11 protein-coding genes are annotated in these 14,942 nt (G+C 60.8%); all 11 read left to right on the top strand.

Annotated features, from left to right (window positions below; translation table 11 throughout):
* Positions 1 to 3 precede the first annotated feature (3 nt).
* A complete protein-coding gene (locus CCGE531_RS29580; RefSeq protein WP_120670466.1) occupies positions 4 to 1,617 on the top strand; it encodes an acyl CoA:acetate/3-ketoacid CoA transferase in 1,614 nt (537 codons plus the stop codon).
* Complete coding sequence (locus CCGE531_RS29575) at positions 1,610 to 2,389, top strand: enoyl-CoA hydratase/isomerase family protein (RefSeq protein ID WP_120670464.1); 780 nt, start codon at positions 1,610 to 1,612, stop codon at positions 2,387 to 2,389. Before CCGE531_RS29580 ends, CCGE531_RS29575 begins: the two co-directional genes overlap by 8 nt.
* A complete protein-coding gene (locus CCGE531_RS29570; protein ID WP_205586522.1) occupies positions 2,383 to 3,909 on the top strand; it encodes an aldehyde dehydrogenase family protein in 1,527 nt (508 codons plus the stop codon). The genes CCGE531_RS29575 and CCGE531_RS29570 overlap by 7 nt, the downstream gene beginning before the upstream one ends.
* A gap of 85 nt (positions 3,910 to 3,994) precedes the next feature.
* Positions 3,995 to 5,257: an ABC transporter substrate-binding protein gene (locus tag CCGE531_RS29565; protein WP_120670460.1), complete on the top strand. Its 1,263-nt coding sequence runs from the start codon at positions 3,995 to 3,997 to the stop codon at positions 5,255 to 5,257.
* 73 nt (positions 5,258 to 5,330) lie between these two features.
* Positions 5,331 to 6,278: a sugar ABC transporter permease gene (locus tag CCGE531_RS29560; RefSeq protein ID WP_120670458.1), complete on the top strand. Its 948-nt coding sequence runs from the start codon at positions 5,331 to 5,333 to the stop codon at positions 6,276 to 6,278.
* Entirely contained in the window at positions 6,275 to 7,219 is a 945-nt protein-coding gene (locus tag CCGE531_RS29555; RefSeq protein ID WP_120670456.1) for a carbohydrate ABC transporter permease, read from the top strand. Before CCGE531_RS29560 ends, CCGE531_RS29555 begins: the two co-directional genes overlap by 4 nt.
* Before the next feature lie 5 nt (positions 7,220 to 7,224).
* The gene (locus CCGE531_RS29550; protein WP_120670454.1) at positions 7,225 to 8,340 is read left to right on the top strand and encodes an ABC transporter ATP-binding protein; all 1,116 of its coding nucleotides are present in this window, start codon (positions 7,225 to 7,227) and stop codon (positions 8,338 to 8,340) included.
* A gap of 13 nt (positions 8,341 to 8,353) precedes the next feature.
* Positions 8,354 to 9,859, top strand: coding sequence for a GMC family oxidoreductase (locus tag CCGE531_RS29545; protein ID WP_120670452.1), 1,506 nt, complete (start codon positions 8,354 to 8,356; stop codon positions 9,857 to 9,859).
* 51 nt (positions 9,860 to 9,910) lie between these two features.
* Complete coding sequence (locus CCGE531_RS29540; RefSeq protein WP_120670450.1) at positions 9,911 to 11,566, top strand: GMC family oxidoreductase N-terminal domain-containing protein; 1,656 nt, start codon at positions 9,911 to 9,913, stop codon at positions 11,564 to 11,566.
* A 96-nt stretch (positions 11,567 to 11,662) separates the two neighbouring features.
* Complete coding sequence (locus tag CCGE531_RS29535) at positions 11,663 to 12,832, top strand: Gfo/Idh/MocA family oxidoreductase (RefSeq protein WP_120670448.1); 1,170 nt, start codon at positions 11,663 to 11,665, stop codon at positions 12,830 to 12,832.
* Positions 12,833 to 12,860: 28 nt separating this feature from the next.
* A complete protein-coding gene (locus tag CCGE531_RS29530; protein ID WP_120670446.1) occupies positions 12,861 to 14,942 on the top strand; it encodes an FAD-binding protein in 2,082 nt (693 codons plus the stop codon).

Genomic DNA, 14,942 nt, shown 5'->3' with positions numbered 1-14,942 from the left:
AACATGAGCAAGCACATCACCCCGGCGGAAGCCGCAGCCCTCATTCCGGACGGCGCCGTCGTCTCCGTTTCGTCGTCGAGCGGCCTCGGCTGCCCCGACCTCATGTTGAAGGCGATTGGCGAGCGCTTCGACAGCACCGGTCACCCAAGGGATATCACGACACTGCATCCGATCGCCGCCGGTGACATGAGCGGCATCAAGGGCGTCGATTACATCGCCAAGAAGGGTCTTCTCAAGAAGATCATCGGCGGTTCCTATCCATCGGGTCCATCCAGCGCGGAGCCGCCGCTGATCTGGCAGATGATCACGAACAACGAGATTCCGGCCTACAATATTCCTTCGGGCATCATGTTCGATATTCACCGGGAAGCCGCCGCCAAGCGCCCCGGCGTTCTGACGAAGGTCGGCATCGACACGTTCGTCGATCCGAACCGGCAGGGTTGCGCCATGAACGATCTCGGGGCCGGGGAGCCGGTAGTCAAACGGGTCTCCTTCGAAGGCGACGACTATCTGTTCTTCCCGTCGATCGTGCCGCAAGTCGCCATCATCCGTGCAACGACCGCCGACGAGCGCGGCAATCTCACCTACGAACAAGAAGGCGCGTATCTCGGTGGCCTCGATCAGGCGCTCGCTGCCCGCAACAGCGGCGGCATCGTCATAGCCCAGGTCAAGCGCATAACCAAGGAAGGCTCGCTGAAGCCGCACGACGTGCGCGTGCCTGGCATGCTCGTCGACTATGTCATCGTCGATCCGGATCAGAAACAGACGACGCAGACGCCCTACGATCCGGCGATCTCCGGAGAGATCTTCCGGCCGCTCGACACTTTCCGGGTCCCGGAGTTCAACATCCAGAAGGTCATCGCCCGTCGTGTTGCGCAGGAACTGCAGGCCGGAAGCTGCGTCAACCTTGGCTTCGGCATCTCGGCGAATGTGCCCCGCATTCTGATGGAAGAGGGCCTTCATGGTGCTGTGACATGGGTCATCGAGCAGGGTGCTGTCGGTGGCGTTCCGCTTCTTGACTTCGCCTTCGGCTGCGCCTCGAACGCCGACGCCTACATGCCTTCGCCGTACCAGTTTACCTATTTCCAGGGGGCCGGTTTCGACGCCTCGCTGCTTTCCTTTCTGGAAATCGGCAGCGACGGCTCGGTCAACGTGTCCAAATTGTCGTTCCGTCCGCATGTCACCGCGGGCGCAGGCGGCTTCGTCGACATCACGGCGCGGGCGAAGAAGATCGTATTCTCCGGAATGTTCAACGCGGGCGCAAAGCTGGCGATCGCAGAAGGCAGGCTTGTGATCGAGAAGGAAGGCAAACTCAAGAAGCTGGTCAACCACGTCGAGCATGTCACCTTCTCGGGTAAGCGGGCGATCGAACAGGGGCAGGACATCATCTATGTCACCGAGCGCTGCGTCATGAAACTGACGCCGCAGGGCATCGTGGTGACGGAGATCGCTCCGGGTATCGATCTCCAGGAACACATCCTGGGCCAGTCCGAATTTTCGCTGATCGTTTCCGAAGATCTCAAGGTCATGGACTCGAACCTCTTTGCCGAAGCCAACATCGATCTCTCGCTTCCGAAGAAGGGCGCCCGCGTTCTGGAGGGCACCTTCAATGGCTAGCGGTACGGTGAAGGTCGACGTGGAAGGCCACGTCGCGACGATGACGGTTTCGCGGCCTGAAAAGCTGAACGCACTCGACCTCGACATGCTCAAGGCGTTGTCCGATGCCGCTGACGAAGTGGAGGCCAACTCAAAGGTTCGAGTCGCGATCCTGACCGGCGAAGGCAAGGGATTCTCGGCCGGCGGCGACATCAAGGCTTGGGGTGGAATGCGAGCCGAAGAGTTCGGTCACGCATGGGTTCGTCACGGTCATCGCATCTTCGAGCGGCTCGCAACGCTTCGCGTCCCGCTCGTCGCAGCTCTCAATGGTCATGCGCTTGGCGGCGGGCTTGAGCTTGCGGGTGTCGCCGACATTCGCATCGCGGAGGAGCAGATCAAGATCGGCCTTCCCGAGACGGGTCTTGGTATGGTTCCCGGCTGGTCCGGCACCCAGCGTCTGGTGAAGCGCTTCGGCGCCCAGCTTGTGCGCCGGATGGCTCTTGGTGGAGAGATATTCACTGCCGAGGAGGCACGTGCTTTCGGCATCGTCGACGCAGTCACAACGACAGGCAACGCCGTCGCGGCTGCCAGGGAGTATGCGGCGCGCATCGCAGCACGCGGTCCGGCCGCGCTCGAAGTCGTCAAACTCATGATCGCCTCCGCAAATGGCGAGGACAACGGGACCGCCGTCGAGGCGCTGGGCTCGATCCTTGTTGCGAAGACGGGGGATCTAAAGGAGGGCGTTGCTTCCTTCACGGAGAAGCGCCCCGCACAGTTCAAAGGAGAATGGTAATGACGGTTCTGGTTACTCCCAAGGCTCTCGCCGATCACAAGGCGCGCGATTTCAAGATGCTGATCGACGGCAAGTGGGAAGCCGGCGGCACCCAGCCGATGGAACGCGTAGCACCGAGCCATGGCGTCGTCGTCAGCCGCTATCCGAAGGGCTCGAAGGCTGATGCCGAACGCGCGATCGCCGCTGCACGCAAGGCCTTCGATCATGGATCCTGGCCCCGGATGACGGCGTCCGAACGGTCTGCCGTTCTTCTGAAGGCCGCCGATCTCATCGCTGCGCGCTCCGAGGAGCTCGCCTATCTCGACGCCATCGAAGCTGGAAAGCCGATCTCGCAGGTTCGCGGGGAGATTGCTGGTTCTGTTGACATTTGGCGATATGCCGCCGCACTTGCCCGTGACCTGCATGGCGAGAGCTATAACACCCTAGGCGACGGTACGCTGGGCGTCGTTCTTCGTGAAGCCATCGGCGTGGTGTCGATCATCACACCGTGGAATTTCCCGTTCCTGATCGTCGGTCAGAAGCTGCCTTTTGCACTTGCCGCCGGTTGCACGACGGTCGTCAAGCCTTCCGAACTCACCTCGGGATCGACGCTCCTGCTGGGCGAGATTCTACAAGAGGCTGGCCTTCCGGACGGCGCGGTCAACATCGTCACCGGCACCGGACCGGAAGTGGGCGCGATCATGACGACGCATCCGCATGTCGACATGGTGTCCTTCACGGGTTCGACGGGGGTCGGCAAGCTGACAATGACCAACGCCGCTCAGACATTGAAGAAGGTCTCGCTCGAGCTTGGCGGCAAGAACCCGCAGATCGTCTTTGCGGACGCGGATCTCGACGGCTTCATCGACGCCGCAGTCTTCGGCGCCTACTTCAACGCCGGAGAGTGCTGCAACGCGGGCTCGCGACTGATCCTGCATAAGAGCATCGCCTCCGACGTGGTGAAGCGCGTCGCCGAGCTGGCGAAGGACGTCAAGGTCGGCGATCCACTCGATCCAAGCACCCAGGTCGGCGCGATCATCACTCCGCAGCACCTGGAGAAGATCAACGCCTACGTCTCCGGCGCGACGAGCAATGGCGCGAAGATTGCTCACGGCGGCGAAGCTCTCGATTTCGGCATGGGCCAGTTTATGGCTCCGACCATCCTCGAGGCGGTCACGCCTGATATGACGGTGGCGCGTGAGGAAGTCTTTGGTCCGGTTCTTTCCGTCCTGACCTTCGAAACCACGGCCGAGGCAATCGAGATCGCTAACTCCATCGATTACGGCCTGTCCGCAGGCGTCTGGAGCCGTAACTTCGATACCTGCCTGACAGTTGGCCGTAAGGTGAGGGCAGGCACCGTCTGGATGAACACTTTCATGGATGGGGCTTCGGAGCTTCCGTTCGGCGGCTACAAACAGTCTGGCCTCGGCAGAGAACTCGGCCGGCATGCAGTCGAGGACTACACCGAGACCAAGACGCTCAACATGCACATCGGCGCCCGCACGAATTGGTGGATGCCGAAAAAGGAAACGCTGGCCTAGGCCGGTAGTGAGACTACGCCCGAGGAGGGCGGGTGATCGGTGCGGGAATGGTCCCGCACCTCAAACATGCACTGGGAGGTTTTCAATGCGCAAGTTTCTGACATCTACCGCTGTGATCGCACTTGCATTTGCTGGTGCGACGGCCGTGGCACGCGCCGACGACGTGAAAGAAGTGCAGATGTTGCACTGGTGGACGTCCGGCGGCGAAGCTGCGGCGCTCAATGTTCTGAAGCAGGACCTTTCCAAGGAAGGGTACGCCTGGAAGGACGTTCCTGTAGCAGGCGGTGGCGGCGACGCTGCAATGACCGCGCTGAAGGCGATGGTTGCCGCGGGCAATTATCCGACCGCCTCGCAGATGCTCGGCTATACCGTTCTCGACTACGCCCAGGCCGGGGTCATGGGTGACCTGACCGAAACCGCCAAGAAGGAAGGCTGGGACAAGTCCGTTCCGGCGGCACTGCAGAAGTTTTCCGTATACGATGGCAAATGGGTCGCAGCCCCGGTCAACGTTCACTCGGTGAACTGGCTATGGATCAACAAGGCCGTTATGGACAAGATCGGTGGCACGGAACCGAAGACATTCGACGATCTGATCGCACTGCTTGACAAGGCGAAGGCCGCAGGCGTCGTTCCGCTCGCTCTCGGCGGCCAAAACTGGCAGGAAGCGACGATGTTCGACTCGATCGTGGAATCGACCGGCGGTCCCGAGTTCTACAAGAAGGCGATGAACGACCTCGACGAGGAGGCGCTGAAGTCGGACACGATGAAGAAATCGTTCGACAATCTCGCCAAGATCGTCAAGTACGTCGACCCGAATTTCTCCGGCCGTGACTGGAACCTGGCGACCGCGATGGTCATCAAGGGCGATGCGCTCGTGCAGGTCATGGGCGATTGGGCCAAAGGCGAATTCGTTGCCGCCAAGAAGACCCCGAACAAGGACTTCCTGTGCTTTCGCTTCCCCGGCACCGAAGGCAGTGTGATCTACAACTCCGACATGTTCGGCATGTTCAACGTGCCTAACGATCGCAAGGCGGCGCAGGTTGCGCTTGCGACGGCGACATTGTCGAAGAGCTTCCAGTCGGCCTTCAACGTCGTCAAGGGTTCGGTTCCGGCCCGTACCGACGTTCCGGATACCGACTTCGACGCCTGCGGCAAGAAGGGCATCGCCGACCTGAAGGCTGCCAACGAGAAAGGCACGCTGTTCGGCTCGCTGGCACAAGGTTACGGCGCACCTCCGGCCATCGCCAACGCCTACAAGGACGTCGTCTCTAAATTCGTCCATGGCCAGATCAAGACCTCAGACGAAGCTGTCAAACAACTCGTCCAGGCGATCGACGACGCGCGCTAAGTACAGCTGAAAGTCTTCCCCGCGGAAATCGCGGGGAAGATGCCCGGTCGAGGCCCCCGAAGGGATGACTACCATGAGTACTGTCGCTACCACCGAACCAATTCTTGCCCGCGGGAAGCGCTCGGCGATGCGTGCGCGGATCCAGAACGCACTGCCCCAGATCGTGCTTGCTCCAAGCTTCGCGATTACCATCATCTTCGTGTATGGCTTTATCGCATGGACGGCCTATCTGTCCTTCACCAATTCGAAGACCTTTCCGTCCTACGCCCTGACCGGCGCGCGCGCCTATCAACGGCTGTGGCGCTGGACGTTTGAAAGCGATCCGCCGTCCAGTTGGTATACCTCCATCACCAACATGGGCATCTTCGGCGTGCTTTATGTCGGCATCTGCCTGGGGCTCGGCTTGTTTCTGGCGATCTTGCTGGATCAGAAGATTCGTGGCGAGGGCGTTCTGCGACCGATCTTCCTTTACCCGATGGCGCTGTCCTTCATCGTCACCGGCGTTGCGTGGAAATGGTTCCTCGATCCGGGCCTCGGCCTCGAGCAGACGCTGCATCATTTCGGCTGGACGAGCTTCCATTTCGACTGGATCAAGAACAAGGACTTCGTCATCTACACCGTCGTCATCGCAGGCGTATGGCAGGCCTCCGGATTCGTCATGGCGATGTTCCTTGCCGGCCTGCGCGGCATCGATAGTGAGATCATGAAGGCCGCCCAGATCGACGGCGCGACGACTGGTCAACTCTATCGCCGGATCATCATTCCGTTGCTGCGCCCTGTCTTCCTGTCGGCTTTCATTGTGCTCGCCCACATGGCGATCAAGTCCTACGACCTTGTCGTGGCGCTGACCTCCGGCGGGCCGGGCGGTTCGGCGTGGCTGCCGTCCAACTTCATGTACGAATACACCTTCAAGCGCAACGAGATGGCAGTAGGCTCCGCGAGCGCGATCATCATGTTTATGACGATCTCCGCGATCATCGTTCCGTACCTCTATTCCGAACTGAAGGAGAAGGCGCGATGACCACGATTTCCACCCCGTCTTCACCATCGCAGAGCATTGCCAGCCGGCGTTGGATCAACCGCACGATTATCTATGGTCTGCTGGTCATATTCGCGATCATCTACCTGATGCCGCTGTTCGTCATGCTGGTTACCTCGTTCAAGACGATGGACGAGATCCAGAATGGCAACATGCTGGCCTTACCGCAGTCACCGACTATCGATCCCTGGTTCAAGGCCTGGGGCGAGGCATGTGTCGGCCTGACTTGCACAGGCATCAAGGGCTACTTCTGGAACTCGATCAAGATGGTCGTGCCAGCCGTCGCGATCTCCACCATCCTGGGCGCGTTGAACGGCTACATTCTGACGAAGTGGCGTTTTCCAGGCCACACGCTGATCTTCGGTTTGATGCTGTTTGCCTGCTTCATTCCGTTCCAGTCGGTGCTCCTCCCGATGGCGACCATCCTTGGCAACCTCGGCCGGTTCGGAGCGACGTTGCGTAACGAGATCGGCATGTCGCTGGGCTTCGGCAACTCGACCGTCAATCTCGTCATCGTCCACGTCATCTATGGTCTCGGTTTCACGACGCTCTTCTTCCGCAACTACTACGAGGCCTTTCCCAACGAGCTCGTGCGCGCAGCCCAGGTAGACGGAGCAAGCTTCTTCCAGATCTTCCGTCGAATCATGCTGCCGAACTCGCTGCCGATCATTGTCGTCACGGTCATCTACCAGTTCACCAATATCTGGAACGACTTCCTGTTTGCGTCGGCTTACGCTGGCTCAGGTGACTCGATGCCGATGACCGTTGCTCTGAACAACGTCGTCAACACCTCGACCGGTGTGGTCGAGTACAACGTCAACATGGCCGCCGCGATGATCGCCGCTATGCCAACCCTCGTCGTCTATATCGTCGCCGGCCGCTACTTCGTTCGCGGCCTGATGGCGGGCGCTGTCAAAGGATAATCACAATGGCCTTCCTCAACATCTCCGGTCTCAGAAAGCGCTACGGCGCCCTCGAAATCCTTAAGGGCATCGACCTCGAATTGGAAAAGGGCGGCTTCCTCGTGCTCGTCGGTCCGTCCGGTTGCGGCAAGTCAACGCTGCTCAACACGATCGCCGGTCTCGAGACGATCACTGAAGGTGATATTCGCGTCGACGACCGCAGCATCGCCGACCTGCATCCGTCAAAGCGCGACATCGCGATGGTGTTCCAGAGCTACGCGCTCTATCCGAACATGACGGTGGCGGGAAACATCTCCTTCGGCATGGAAATGCGCGGTGTGCCCGCCGAAGAGCGCAAGCAGGCAATCGACAAGGTCGCCAAGGTGCTGCAGATCGGCCACCTGCTCGACCGCAGGCCAAGCCAGCTCTCGGGCGGCCAAAGACAACGCGTGGCAATGGGCCGTGCCCTGGTCCGTGACCCGAAGCTCTTTCTCTTCGACGAGCCACTATCGAACCTCGATGCCAAGCTTCGCGTCGACATGCGTACCGAAATCAAGCGCCTTCACCAGACGACCGGCAAGACGATCGTCTACGTCACGCATGATCAGATTGAGGCCATGACGCTTGCGACGAAGATCGCCGTCATGAAGGAAGGCATTGTCCAACAGTTCGGCACGCCTGCGGAAATCTACAATAACCCGGCAAACATGTTCGTCGCCGATTTCATGGGGTCGCCGGCCATGAACCTCCTTTCAGGCAAGATCCTGAAGGATTCGAACGGCCTCGCAGTTTCGCTGGAGCGAACAGCGGGGGAGGCGATGAAGCTCCCGATTGCTCCGGGTATGGCGTCATTGGCGACCTACGCGGACCGCAATGTTGTCTTCGGCATCCGTCCCGAAGCCCTAACCGACCCGGAAGGCGCCGACCGAAATGCCCAGAGCGTGGCGGAGAACGATTGTCTCATCGAGGTCGTCGAGCCGGCCGGATCGGACACTTTCGCTGTCACCAAGCTGGGCGGCAAGGAAGTCGTGGCGCGACTGCGGGCCGATGCCCGGATCAAGGCGGGCGAGACCGCGCGCCTCGCGTTCAACCTCGACAAGGCCGTCTTCTTCGATCCGCAGACCCAGGTCCGGATCGCGTAGGGCAGGAATAGAAATGAACGTCACACCCGATATCGTCATCATCGGCTCAGGAGTGGGCGGATCGACCGTGGCGGCCGGCCTGGCCGCGAGCGGCGCCCAGATCCTCCTCCTGGAAGCGGGCGATCACATAGCCGACCTGCCGGTGAATCGCGACCAACGAGCCATCTTCCAACGCGGACACTTCCGGCCGAAGGAGACGTGGTACGAAGCCGATGGAAAAGGCTTCAATCCCGGCAACTACTATAACGTGGGCGGGAACTCGAAATTCTACGGCGCGGTGCTGTCCCGCTACCGCAAGGAGGACTTCGGGGTTCTCAAGCATCGGGAAGGCGTTTCCCCGGCGTGGCCGTTTCCATACGAGGTCTTGGAGCCCTGGTACAGTCGTGCGGAGCGCATGTACAACGTTCGCGGCACTCTCGGCGAAGACCCGACGGAGCCGCACCATTCTCTCGGATACGAATACCCGCCGGTTCCGGACGAAGCTCCCATCGCCGACGTGAGAGCGCGTCTTAAGAAGAAGGGTCTGCACCCATCTTCGCTGCCGCTTGGTATCGACATCGACACCTGGCTGGCCAAGGCGAAGACACCGTGGGACGCCCATCCGAATTCCAAGGACGGCAAGATGGACGCCGAAACGGCGGCGCTCTCCATCGCGATGAAGCATCCGAACGTCACCCTCCAAACGAACTCGCGCGTGGTTCGGCTGGAAACCGGCGAAGGCGGCAAGATTGAGAAAGTCGTCTACGTCAGGAACGGACAGACGCTTTCCGTGGCCCCGAAAATCGTCATCTTGTCTGCGGGCGCCGTTCAGTCGTCGGTCCTGCTGCTGCGCTCGGCGAACGACCGCTACAGGAAGGGCCTTGCGAATTCTTCCGATCAGGTCGGGCGCAACTTCATGAATCACAACGCTTCGGCCGTGATCGGCGTTTCGCCGACCTTCCGGAACACGTCCGTCTATCAGAAGACGTTCGCGTTCAATGACTTCTATCTTTCAGATGGAGACGGCGGATTTCCCCTCGGCAACGTGCAACTCCTCGGACGCGTGTCCGCCAAGATTCTCAAGGGATCCCTCCCAAGCGCGCCGGAATGGTTGCTCAATCTCGTAACGGGCCACGCAATCGACTTCTATGCGATGAGCGAGGACATACCCAATCCGGAAAGCCGGGTCATGGTCGATGGCGATCGCGTCATCCTACAATGGCAGCGGACAAACTGGGAAGCTCACCTCGCACTCGTCGCGAAGCTGAAGCAAATCCTGAAGTCGATCGGGTTCCCGATCGTGCTGGCCAGAGCGTTCGACAAGCGTACTCCGTCGCACCAGTGCGGAACCATCAGGATCGGAAATGATCCTGCATCCACACCGCTGGACACGTACTGCCGCTCTTACGACCACAACAATCTCTTCGTCGTGGACGCCAGTTTCCTACCGACTTCGGCTGCGGTGAACCCCGCCCTTACGGTGGCGAGCCAGGCGCTTCGCGTGGCGGACCACATAGCGTCGCGGGATCTCCGGTCATGACCAATCTCGGCGTGGGTCTCTCGTTCTCTAGCATCCAACAGGATTAGCAAAATGCGTTTCGACTACATCATCACGGGAGCTGGTCCGGCCGGGTGCGTGCTTGCAAATCGGCTTAGCGAAGACCCAAACGTCAACGTGCTCCTGCTGGAAGCGGGCGGCGGCGATTGGAACCCACTGTTTCATATGCCCGCCGGCTTCGCAAAGATGACCAAGGGCGTCGCAAGCTGGGGCTGGCACACGGTGCCTCAGAAGCACATGAACGGCAGGGTCCTCCGGTATACGCAGGCAAAGGTCATCGGTGGCGGCTCGTCGATCAACGCGCAGCTCTACACCCGCGGAAATTCCGCCGACTACGATCTTTGGGCGAGCGAAGACGGCTGCGAGGGATGGGACTATCGCTCGATCCTTCCTTACTTCAAACGCGCCGAAGACAATCAGCGCTTTTCCGACGACTACCATTCCTACGGCGGTCCGCTCGGCGTATCCATGCCGGCCGCGCCGCTACCCATTTGCGACGCCTATATCCGCGCGGGACAGGAGTTGGGTATTCCGTACAACCCGGACTTCAACGGCCGACAGCAGGCGGGCGTTGGCTTCTACCAGGTCACGCAGCGCGACCATCGCCGTTCTTCGGCTTCGATGGCGTATATTTCGCCGATCAAGAGCCGCAAAAACCTGAAAGTCCGCACCGGCGCGCGCGTCTCGCGCATCGTGTTGGAAGGTAACCGCGCCGTGGGCGTTGAGATTGCAGGCGGAAGCGGCCCGGAGATCGTTCGTGCCGAGCGGGAAGTTCTGGTTTCCTCGGGAGCGATCGGCTCGCCGAAACTTCTTCTTCAATCTGGCATCGGCCCCGGCGATCATCTGCGTTCCGTAGGTGTGAAGGCACTTCACGATCTCCCAGGCGTCGGCGGCAACCTGCAGGATCATCTTGATCTGTTCGTCATCGCCGAATGCACTGGCGACCACACTTATGACGGCGTGGCGAAGCTGCATCGCACCCTGTGGGCGGGCATGGAGTATGTGCTCTTCCGTACCGGCCCTGTTGCATCGTCGCTCTTCGAGACAGGCGGCTTCTGGTACGCCGACCCCGATGCCCGTTCGCCGGACATCCAGTTTCATCTGGGTCTCGGATCCGGCATCGAGGCTGGCGTCGAGCGCTTGAAGAACGCGGGCGTCACGCTGAACTCCGCTTACCTTCACCCGAGATCACGTGGCACGGTCCGCCTGTCTTCGTCCGATCCAGCGGCGCCGCCCCTCATCGATCCGAACTACTGGTCGGACCCGCACGACAGGACGATGTCTGTCGAAGGCCTGAAGATTGCGCGCGAAATCATGCAGCAGGACGCCCTCAAGCCGTTCGTGCTGGCCGAACGTCTGCCCGGCCCGAAGATTACGACCGACGAGCAGCTCTTCGAATATGGCTGCGCGAACGCCAAGACGGACCATCATCCGGTCGGGACGTGCAAGATGGGAACGGGGAACGACGCCGTCGTCGGCCTCGATCTCAAGGTCCATGGGCTCGAGGGGCTGCGCGTCTGTGATTCCTCGATCATGCCGCGGGTTCCTTCCTGCAATACCAACGCTCCGACGATCATGGTCGGCGAGAAGGGAGCGGACCTCATTCGCGGCCTGCCGCCACTTCCGTCGGCAATCTTTTCACACGAGCGCAACGATACCCGCCCCAGGGCACGGGCCGGCGTCCGGTAGGCCGGCAGGGAACACGTCACGCCTCCGCGACAGCGGGGAACGGATGAATATCAGCGACCGGTCGTGAACGGGCCGGCTTTCGGAGGAGTTTTCGCAATGGGCGAAGTCAAGGTAGCTGTGCTGGGCGGCTCGGGCTGGATGGGCAAGATTCACACGATGGCCTATCAGACCTTTCCTCATTTCCTCGGAGTCTCCGGAGGGACCGCGCGCGTCGTCGCGATCGTCGAGGCAAACCCGGCCGCGGCCGAAGATCTTGCCCGACGGGTCCCCGGCGCGACGATCCTGCAGGCCTGGCAACAGGCGGTAAACGACCCCGAAGTCGATTTGATCGACATCTGCCTGCCCGATAGCTTGCACTACGAGGTCGCCAAGGCTGCGCTGATCGCCGGGAAGCACGTATACTGCGAGAAGCCGCTGGCGAATACCGCCGAAGAGGCTCGCGAGCTTGCCGATATCGCCCGGGAGACGGGCGTCATCACGAGAGTCGGCCACGCGTTCCCTCGCAATCCGGTGCACGACCTCGCCAAGGAGATCATCGAGGGAGGGGAAATCGGCGAGATCAAGATGTTCAAGGGTTGCCAGCACGTCGACATGTACGGCGACCCGCTGGCACCATTCATGTGGCGCGCCGACGGCAAGCTGGCCCCGACGGGTATCGTCGGCGACACCGGTTCGCACATCTTCAGCTTCATGGAGTTTCTGGTCGGTCGCGTCAGCTCTCTGATTGCCGACAACCTGATCGTCACGACCAAGCGGCCTGTGGTGGAAGGGCTTGCATACGGCGAGCAGGTCAAGCTCAAGGGCGATGAGAAGTGGGCGGAGATTACCAACCCCGACGCCACGAACCTACTATGCCGCTTCGAGAATGGCGCTTCGGGAATTGTCGACTTCAGCCGTGTAGCCACCGGCCGCAAGTTCATGCAGACCTACGAAATCTATGGAACAAAGGGCAGCATCGCCTACACCTATGACGAGGTGAACCGGCTGCGCTTCTACACGAACGACGACCGGGCTGGTCGAAGCGGCTTCCGCGAGATCGACGTCGGACCTGAAAACCCGACATTCAGGGCGTTCCTACCGCTTCCGAACTTCGCCCTCGGCTACAACGAGAGCAAGATTATCGAAGCCGCCGAAGTGGTGAGGTCGATCACCACGAACACACCGATGTGGCCGACGTTCGAAAGCGGTCATCATATCTGCCAGATCGTCGACGCCTGCATGGAATCCTCGCGCCTGAAGCGCTGGGTCGACATCCCGCTCTCCTGATCCAAGACCTTCGCAAGGACCTGCGCCAATGACCATCGATGTTCCGCAACACATCCTCGACGCGCTGACGGATGTCGACATGCCGCGACTGTCCCCCGAAGCCGTGTCCTCGGAGACAATCCGCCTGGCGGGCATCGACGTGTCCGTCTATCGAGCCGGCTGCGTCATCGTCGGATCTGGCGCGGCGGGGCTGCGCGCGGCGGTCGAACTGAAGCGGCGCGGCGACGATGTGGCGATCGTCAGCCAAAGCGCCTGGGGCGGCACGTCCGCTTGTTCCGGCTCCGACAAGCAGACGCTGCACACCGCAAATACCGCTGACCAAGGCGATAACTATAAGGCGATGGCCCGCGCAATCCGAACGGGCGGCGCGATGGACGAGGACACGGCTTACGTCGAGGCCGTCGGGTCATCACGCATGATGGCGTCGCTGCAGTTCCTGGGTCTTCCACTTCCGCAGGAGCCGCTTGGCGGGACGTTGCGATATCAGACGGACCACGACGAGGTCGGTCGCGCAACGAGCTGCGGACCAAGAACGTCGAGGCTGATGGTCAAGGTGCTGGCCGAAGAGGCGATACGTCTGGGGATCCCGTTCTACAACCACGCAACGACCGTAAAGATACTGAAGGACCAGCAGGGGGCCGAAAGCCGAACCTGCGGCGTGCTCGTCATGAAGGCGGGCGACCGAAGCGAGAAGAATCCTCTCGGCTTGGCTCTCTTCGCGTGCAACGTTCTGGTACTGGCCGCAGGCGGACCGGGAGAACTCTATCGAGACAGTGTCTATCCGAACGGCTGCTTCGGCTCCTTGGGCCTGGCCCTTGAGGCGGGCATCGAGCTGGTGAACCTGACGGAGAGCCAGTTCGGGATCGGCACTCGCCGGGAAGGATTCCCATGGAATCTTTCCGGCACCTACGTGCAGGCCATTCCCCATATCTTTTCGGTAGACGCCGCAGGAAACGAGCACCATTTCCTCGCGGAGTACTACCGGACCACCCAGGAGCTGGCATCGAACGTGTTCCGGAAGGGCTACCAATGGCCATTCCATTCCACCCGCATGCTCGATTTCGGATCGAGCCTCGTGGATCTCGCCATCTATCGAGAGAGCACTACCGGCCGTCAGGTTTTCATGGACTTCAACAGGAACCCGCTGCCTGTCCCCGGCGACCTGCCGTTCTCGCTGGCACGGCTCGACCACGACGTCAGCCAGTATCTTGGGAATGCAGGGGCAAGCCAGGAGATGCCGATCGATCGTCTTCGGCACATGAACCCACTTTCGATCGAGCTCTACCGCCGCTACAAGATCGACGTTGTCGAGCAGCCCTTAGAATTCGCGGTGAACAATCAGCATATGAACGGGGGGATCATGGTCGACACTTGGGGGCGTAGCAACCTTCCCGGTTGCTACGCGATCGGCGAGGCCGCCGGAACCCATGGTGTTACCCGTCCCGGAGGTGCCGCACTCAACGCCGGGCAGGTGTTCGGCACGCGCGTTGCGGAGCACATATCTGCCGACCGGAAAGCTCGGACGGCTCCGGGAGAGGACATCAGGATTGCTGCCAAACGGGGTATGGCCGAAATCAGCACGCTCCTTCGCTCCGACAGCGAACTGACTGTGAAGGCAATCCGCACAGAAGTGCAGACGCGCATGAGCGACAAAGCCGGCTTGATCTGCGATCCGAGCAGCGTCACTGACGCACTGCAGGAGGCACGACTGCTCAATAAGCGTATTAGTGAGCATGGGATAGCCTACGACCGGGCCGCAGAGGCAGCCCGCGCCGTTCAATGGTGTCAGATGGCGATCGCATCCGAAGCCGTCCTCGCCGCCTTAGACTTCTTCATCGCAAATGGCGGTGGCAGTCGCGGTGCGCGGGCGATCTGCGATCGTAACGGTGAATCCTTGCCTCTCTCCAAGTCGGGTCCGCTTGAGGAGTTTCGCTTCCGCAAGGAGCGCGACGAGCACCGTGAGGAGCAGATTGTCGTGCGAATGGGCGCCGGAGGCTTCGATATCCATACTCGTCAGAATCGGACATTCGACGAGAGCGCCAAGTCCTTCTTCGAACGGGACTGGCCCGCCTGGCTCACGGGGCGCATCTACGATCTCGAAACTCGCTGA

It is taken from the genome of Rhizobium sp. CCGE531, assembly GCF_003627795.1.
In the GTDB taxonomy this organism is placed as follows: Bacteria; Pseudomonadota; Alphaproteobacteria; order Rhizobiales; family Rhizobiaceae; genus Rhizobium.
Note: the sequence above shows the minus strand (reverse complement) of the source record. Positions and strands in the feature narration are given on the sequence as shown.